This window comes from Burkholderia sp. Ac-20344 (assembly GCF_017104975.1).
In the GTDB taxonomy this organism is placed as follows: Bacteria; Pseudomonadota; Gammaproteobacteria; order Burkholderiales; family Burkholderiaceae; genus Burkholderia.
Window position 1 is genome coordinate 164,179 of sequence record NZ_JAAGPP010000002.1, and the last position, 6,648, is coordinate 170,826.

Below are 6,648 nucleotides of genomic sequence, written 5' to 3' on the forward strand. Positions count from 1 at the left end.
ATAAAAACATCGATTGAAGCATGATTGAAGTGAATCGAGTCATCGAGTGACGGACTATGCGTGCCATCGCGCCGCATTAATCGATCGCGAATAATTAAAATGAAAGAAAAATTCCGGCGATCTGAAGGCTTTCAAGACGTGGCATCCATGCAGGAAAGGATTCCTGGTTGTACGAGAAAGGCTGGATATCCAGCGGATTATTGCCGGCAAGGCGTTCATTAAACGAATAATCCCGTTCTCTTTCAATTGCCAGACACTGTCCGCCGTTAGCATCATTGCGGGATTTTTAATATCCGAATGATCTTTGACAACGCGGCGCAGCACCGCCTATTTTTGTGTTGTCGTAAATTTTGGTTATACAAAAGTTGTCCAGACTGCAGGGGGCGTCCAAGCACCATTCTCGCCGGCAGTTTGCTGTGTCTGTATCAAGTTCAGTCTCTTAGAAGTCCAATCCCCAACCGCCGACTGCCGACCGTGCAACGCGAGTGGCGGGTCGGCCTGCGCGTTTCGCAGGCATTGGCGGCCTTTGTGAAGCGGTATCCGAATCAAAGGACAGAGATGAAACCAGACAGGAGCTGTACCGGCAGCCGCCGTGGCCGTCACGGCCGGTGGGCCGGGCTAGGTGCATTGACCGTCATGACGCTGGCGCTCGCGGCATGCGGCGGCGACGATTCGTCGTCCGTCGGCGCATCGAGCCTCGCGCAGGCCACCGCCAGCCAGCAGGCCGGCGCGCAACAAGCAGCCGGTAGCCCGACGCCGGCCAACCAGCCTTACGTCGACCTGGTCGCGTATTCGATGAACGCGACCGACGGCCTCGCGCCCGCGCAGGTGTCCGAGCAAGCGGCCGTCATGCATTACCAGTGGAAAAACGGCGGCACGTCCGTCAACTACACGACGACCACCGGCCACCTGACCGCGCAGGACGCGAACGGCAATGCGGAAGCGTCGATGTCGTATGTCGCGTACACCGCGCCGAGCACCAACGGCAAGCCGCGCCCCGTCACGTTCGTCTATAACGGCGGCCCCGGCTCGTCGTCGATCTGGCTGCGGCTCGGCTCGTTCGCGCCGACCCGCGTGGCCACGCCCGATCCGCTGTTCGGCAGCAACTGGCCGAACTACCCGCTCGTCGACAACGCGGAGAGCCTGATCGACACCACCGACCTCGTGTTCATCGACCCGCCCGGCACCGGGCTGTCGGAAGCCGTGCTGCCGAACACCAACCAGAAGTACTGGGGTTCCGATGCGGACGTGAACATCATGCGCGACTTCATCCAGCGCTACCTGAACGTCAACAGCCGCAGCACGTCGCCGATCTACCTGTACGGCGAGTCGTACGGCACGCCGCGTACCGACATGCTCGCGCTGGCGCTCGAATCGGCCGGCGTGCACCTGACGGGCATCGTGCTGCAGTCGGCAATCCTGAATTACTTCGCGGACGCGGTGGAAGCCGTGGCGATCACGCAGTCGACGGAGGGGCTGCTGCTCGAAACCGATACCGTGGCCGGCTACCTGCCGGGCTATGCGGCGGTCGCGGCGTACTTCAACCAGGTTTCGCCGGCACCGGTGAACCCGGATCTGTACGCACTGCAGACGGAACTGTTCACGACGCTGATCTACAACCAGCTGCAGAAGTACTCGCAGTCGTGGGTGCTGAGCCAGCTCGGCATTCCGGATGCGCTCGGCACGCCGGTGTTCCCGAGCGATGCGACGCTCAGGCTGTGGTCGATCCCGTCGAGCCTCACGCAACAGGCGCTGCGCGGCTACTTCAACGCGAATCCGTTCGGCACGAGCCTGCTGCCCGGCACGACGATCGGCCGGTATGACGGACGCGTGTCGTTGCCGAACTCGGATCCGCGGCTGCAGAACGACGGCGACCCGTCCGACATCCTGATTTCGCAGCCGTTCACGAACGCGCTCGCGACGCAGATGCCGGACTACCTCGGCTACACCGCACCGAATGCGACCTACCTGCCACTGAACGACAACATCATCGGCGTCTGGGACTTCACGCACGACGGCCAGCCGATGCCCGATACGATCCCCGATCTGCTCGGTGCGCTGCAGCTCAACCCGAAGCTTCGCGTGCTCGCGGAGAATGGCCTCCACGATCTCGCGACGCCGTTCTTCAACACCGAGAAGCAACTCGCGCGGCTGCAGACGGTGAAGGGCCTGAATCCGAAGCTGCAGGTGAACTTCTTCCAGGGCGGCCACATGACCTACCTGGACGACGTCGCCCGTCCGCAGATGAAGCGGGACCTGAAGACGTTCTACAAGGGCGCGCGGATTCCGACGGCGCTGACGCTGCACACACTGCCGCCGCCGTGGCCGGATGAAAACCCGCCCAGCGTACCGACCGGCAGCGCACCGGGCGCGACAGCCGCGACAGCCGCGGCGACGCTGGCGGCGGCCCCTTGAGCGACGCTGAGCGACGGACTCCTTGTCAAAGGAACCCTCTGTTCATCCATTGAATGCGAGTGATCATGTCCCTAATCAAATTGATGCGGCGTATGTTTCCGTTGATCGTCCTCGGTGCCGTGACGAGCAGTGCCTATGCGTTGCCGCCACAGGCGGTGGCGCCGGTGAAGCTGCCGCACGGCGGGCGCGGTGTCGACGGTCCGTTCTTTCCTGCCACGCGGGCGGCGCCGGTATTGCCGTCGACCGGCGCGACCTTGCAGCAGCAGGCGCAGCAGCGTGTCGACGCGCGGCTCGGCGCCAATACGGTGCTGAGCAACGGCGCGGCCGTGACGAAGGCGCAGGCGCAGAGCAGCGGTCTCGGCTTCGTGTCGAAGCACTTCGACGAGATCGACACGAAGCACACCGGCCGCGTGACGATGAGCGATGTGCGGCAGTTCATCCAGCAGCGTCAGGTGCAGGCGCAGCAGGAACAGCAGGACGAGTGACGTAGCAGGCAGGGCGGCGGCCGGTGCGGAATTCTTCGCACCGGCTGCCGGAAGGTGAGCGGCAGGCGCTAGCGGGCCTGGCGCGCGTAGCGCTTCGCGGTGGCCGACGGCAGCTCGCCGAACATCGCACGATAGTCCTGCGCAAAGCTGCTCAGGTGCCAGAAGCCCCACTTGGTGGCGGCGGACGTCACGGAGTCGCCGAGCCGAAGCTCGCGGCGCACGTGATTCAGCCGCACGGCCCGCAGGTAGGCGATCGGGTTCAGGTTCAACGTATCGTGGAACGCGTATTGCGCGGTGCGCCGGCTGACGCCGAGCTGCACGCACAGTTCGGCGATCGACAGCGGGCAGGTCGAGGCGTCCTGCAGCCGCTCCCGCACCGCATTGACCAGCGACCAGTACTTCGTCGGGCGCACGATCTGTGCGCCGGCGTCCGGCCTGGCGGCCGTCATCACTTCCGAGATCGCGTACAGCACGGTGCGCTCGAGCAGTTCGATCCGGTCCTGCGTCGCCACGTCGTCGATGCGCGTGGCTTTTGCCGCAGCGGCCAGCGTCTGGCGCAGCAGGTCGCGCAGATGGTCGGCCATACCGGTCGCCATCGGGATCACCGGCGCATGGGTTTGCGCGCGCAGCGACGCGGCCACCGTGCGCAGCGCCTGCGTCGACAGTTTCTCGGGCTCGATCTCGACATTCACGAGCAGATGCCGGTCGGGCGAATAGAACTCGAATGCCGGCTGGCTCGAAAACACGTGCAGGCTGTCGCGCCCGCTCTTCTCGCCGCACAGGCGCGCGTGGCCTTCCAGTTCCAGCGGCACGGCCACGGCGATCCGCTCCGACGGCACGGCGCCTTGTTGCAGGATGACCTTGTCGAGATCCTCGACCAGCAGCTTGATGCCGCCCAACGACATGATCGACGACGAGCCGTGAAACAGCCCGCCGGAGATCTGCGTGTAGTTCATGTTCCAGCCGTCGAACGAGCGCGCTTGTTCCTCCACGTCGGTGAACGCGCAGAACGCGACCGTGCGCGCGAACAGCGGATCGCGGGAGAAATCGCTCGAGTGGGCAGGCGGCGTCATCGGGGGCGGGAAGGGGATGGCCGGATCGATTCATTGTAGCCGCTTGGCACGCCGGTCAAAAAACCGTGCCGGCGCCGCCTCGTCAAAACCCTAACTTGCCGAAATCCGATAGTGAAAAGCGTTTCGACGGCCTACCTTTGGCATGACTACAACGCCGGAGCGACGTCGATGGAACTTCCCCGTGGCGGATTCTGGAGAAACTGGGTCGGCAACCAGTCGTGCGTGGCCGCGCACCTGGCATCGCCGACCAGCGAGGCCGAGATCGCGGAGCGGGTGCATGCCGCGACGCGGCAGGGCAAGCATGTCCGCTGCTCCGGATCGGGGCACTCGTTCACGCCGATCGTGGCCACCAGCGGCCTGCTGCTGTCGCTGCAGGATTACCAGGGCATCGTGGACGTCGACGAAGCGTGCAAGCGCGTGACCGTGAAGGCCGGCACCAGGATCAATGCGGTGACGCGGCACCTGAAGGAACGCGGCCTGTCGCTCGTCAACCAGGGCGACATCGATTCGCAGGCGATCGCCGGCGCATTGGCCACCGGCACGCACGGCACGGGGACGACGCTGCGCAACCTGTCGTCGCAGGTCGTCGGGATGCGCATCGTGCGTCCGGATGGCTCGATCATGACAGTGAGCGACCGGCAGGACCTCGACCTGCTGCATGCGACGCAGGTGAACATCGGGATGTTCGGGGTGGTGTCGGAGCTGACGCTGCAGGTGACCGATGCGTTCTGGCTGCACGACCGGGTATGGCGCGAGGATTTCGAAGCGCTGATGGAGCAATACGACGACCTGGCCGCGAAGCATCGGCATTTCGGTTTCTTCTGGTGCCCGACGTCCGCCAGCCGCGAGCTCTACTGCCTGCCCGACACCACGAAGGTGTCGAATTCGAAGAAGGACTACGACGTATGCGAGATCAAGGTGATGGATGTCACCGACTCACGTGCGTTCCATGAAGGCGAGCACGAGAAGATCGCCTACAGCGCCGAGGTGTACGCGATCCACTACGTGCCGAACTTCCACGAGCTCGAATACGCGGTGCCCGCGCAACACGGCAAGGAAGCGCTGCGCCGGGTGCGCGAGCTCATCCTCACGAAGCACCGCGACTGCATTTTCCCGGTCGAATACCGCTTCACGAAGGGCGATCCGGCGTGGATCAGCCCGTTCAACCACCAGGACAGCGTCACCATTTCATGCTCGGGCGGCCCGAACGGCGTCGACTACTGGCCGTTCCTGAAGGACGTCGACACGATCCTGCGCGACTACGGCTCGCGTCCTCACTGGGGCAAGCTGCATTTCACGAACCGCGACGACGTGGATCGCTGGTTCCCCAAGGCCGAAGCGTTCCGCGCACTGCGCCGCAGCGTGGACCCCGAAGGCTACTTCCTCAACGATCATTTGCGGACGCTGTTCAGTTGAGCAGACCGAACGCACCAGACTGGAGAAGGACAAATGAATGTCAAGATTGACGGCCGCCTGGCCGGCAAGGTCGCCATCGTGAGCGGCGGCGCGGGCGGCTGCGGTGGCGCGGCATCCGAACTGTTCGCCGCACAGGGCGCGAAGGTTGCGATCATCGACCGCGACGGCGACGCCGCCGAAGCGCTGGCTTCCCGGCTGCGCGACGCGGGCCTGCAGGCGATCGGCTTTGGCGCCGACGTGTCGAAGCAGGCGGAGGTTCAGCAGGCCGTCGATGCGGCGCGGGAGCAGTACGGCAACGCGGACATCCTGTTCAATCACGCGGGCACGCTGATCGTCAAACCGTTCCTCGATATCGAGGAGTCGGAATGGGACTGGCTGATGGGCGTGAACGTGAAGAGCATGTTCCTGATGACGAAAGCGGTGCTGCCGCAGATGCTGGAGAAGGGGCGTGGCAGCATCGTCTGCACGTCGTCGATTTCGGCGGTGTGCGCGACGCCGGGCGAGGTGCTGTACGACGCGACCAAGGGCGCGTGCCACATGTTCGCGCGGGCGATTGCGGTCGAGTATCGCGGCCGCGGGATCCGTTGCAACGCGCTCGCGCCGGGGTTCATCCGCACGCCGCACGGGATGCGCGAACTCCGGGACTTGCAGGCGATGGGTGTCGACGCGACCGAGGCGGCGATCGCCGTTCAGCAAGGCAGGTTGTGCGAGCCGTCCGAAGTCGCGGCCGCCGCGCTGTTCCTGGCTTCCGACGAGTCGAGTTTCGTCAACGGCACCCATCTGTTCGTCGACAACTGTTTCTCCGCGGTCTGATTACCGGTTTTCGCAAGAAGCCGAAGGGCAGGCGCGAAGCCTGCCAGGCCGGCCAGTTCCGTCGAAGGTGTCGCCGCGATGCGACCCTTCGATTTTTTTTGCGTGCACGGCGCGCGGTGTGTCCTAGCGGATTGTCGGAATCCTTCTATCTGAACGGGGGCGCGTCTGATGGAATGCGAAGGCCGAACCACCATGCAGCCGGCATTCCGCGGTCCGTCATTCACTCTCTTTTTGATCAATCATCATGTTCAATCGCACTACCAGCACCGTTGCCAACGTCGATCCGGAACTTTTTGCAGCGATCGAGCAGGAAAACCGTCGCCAGGAAGATCACATCGAGCTGATCGCGTCGGAAAACTACACGAGCCCGGCCGTGATGGCCGCGCAGGGCTCGCAACTCACGAACAAGTACGCGGAAGGGTATCCGGGCAAGCGCTACTACGGCG

General features: G+C 64.1%; 5 protein-coding genes and 1 pseudogene. 5 read left to right on the forward strand and 1 reads right to left on the reverse strand.

Going from position 1 to position 6,648, the window contains the following annotated elements; genetic code table 11:
- The first annotated feature begins 558 nt into the window (after nt 1-558).
- Together G3N64_RS01575 and G3N64_RS01580 are read left to right on the forward strand one after the other, a co-directional pair.
- Entirely contained in the window at nt 559-2,415 is a 1,857-nt protein-coding gene (locus G3N64_RS01575; RefSeq protein WP_205782016.1) for a peptidase S10, read from the forward strand.
- A 65-nt stretch (nt 2,416-2,480) separates the two neighbouring features.
- The gene (locus tag G3N64_RS01580; protein WP_241020711.1) at nt 2,481-2,900 is read left to right on the forward strand and encodes a 2-oxoglutarate dehydrogenase; all 420 of its coding nucleotides are present in this window, start codon (nt 2,481-2,483) and stop codon (nt 2,898-2,900) included.
- Nucleotides 2,901-2,968: 68 nt separating this feature from the next.
- Here the strand turns inward: G3N64_RS01580 and G3N64_RS01585 are convergent, their stop codons facing one another.
- On the reverse strand, nt 2,969-3,973 hold the full coding sequence (locus G3N64_RS01585) for a helix-turn-helix domain-containing protein (protein WP_205782018.1): 1,005 nt from the start codon (nt 3,971-3,973) through the stop codon (nt 2,969-2,971).
- Nucleotides 3,974-4,141: 168 nt separating this feature from the next.
- Here G3N64_RS01585 and G3N64_RS01590 point away from each other — a divergent pair, with 168 nt between their 5' ends.
- The 3 genes and pseudogenes from G3N64_RS01590 to glyA form a co-directional block, all read left to right on the forward strand.
- Nucleotides 4,142-5,389 (forward strand): D-arabinono-1,4-lactone oxidase, encoded by a 1,248-nt coding sequence (locus G3N64_RS01590; protein WP_205782019.1) that lies wholly within the window; start codon nt 4,142-4,144, stop codon nt 5,387-5,389.
- 33 nt (nt 5,390-5,422) lie between these two features.
- Nucleotides 5,423-6,202, forward strand: coding sequence for an SDR family NAD(P)-dependent oxidoreductase (locus G3N64_RS01595; protein WP_205782020.1), 780 nt, complete (start codon nt 5,423-5,425; stop codon nt 6,200-6,202).
- A gap of 244 nt (nt 6,203-6,446) precedes the next feature.
- A pseudogene (gene glyA / locus G3N64_RS01600) lies at nt 6,447-6,648 on the forward strand (serine hydroxymethyltransferase); the annotation flags it as partial.

Excerpts from the sequence above, each read along its gene's own strand:
- G3N64_RS01575 (WP_205782016.1), top strand. The coding sequence starts at position 559 with ATGAAACCAGACAGGAGCTGTACCGGCAGCCGCCGTGGCCGTCACGGC.
- G3N64_RS01580 (WP_241020711.1), top strand. The coding sequence starts at position 2,481 with ATGTCCCTAATCAAATTGATGCGGCGTATGTTTCCGTTGATCGTCCTC.
- G3N64_RS01585 (WP_205782018.1), bottom strand. The coding sequence starts at position 3,973 with ATGACGCCGCCTGCCCACTCGAGCGATTTCTCCCGCGATCCGCTGTTC.
- G3N64_RS01590 (WP_205782019.1), top strand. The coding sequence starts at position 4,142 with ATGGAACTTCCCCGTGGCGGATTCTGGAGAAACTGGGTCGGCAACCAG.
- G3N64_RS01595 (WP_205782020.1), top strand. The coding sequence starts at position 5,423 with ATGAATGTCAAGATTGACGGCCGCCTGGCCGGCAAGGTCGCCATCGTG.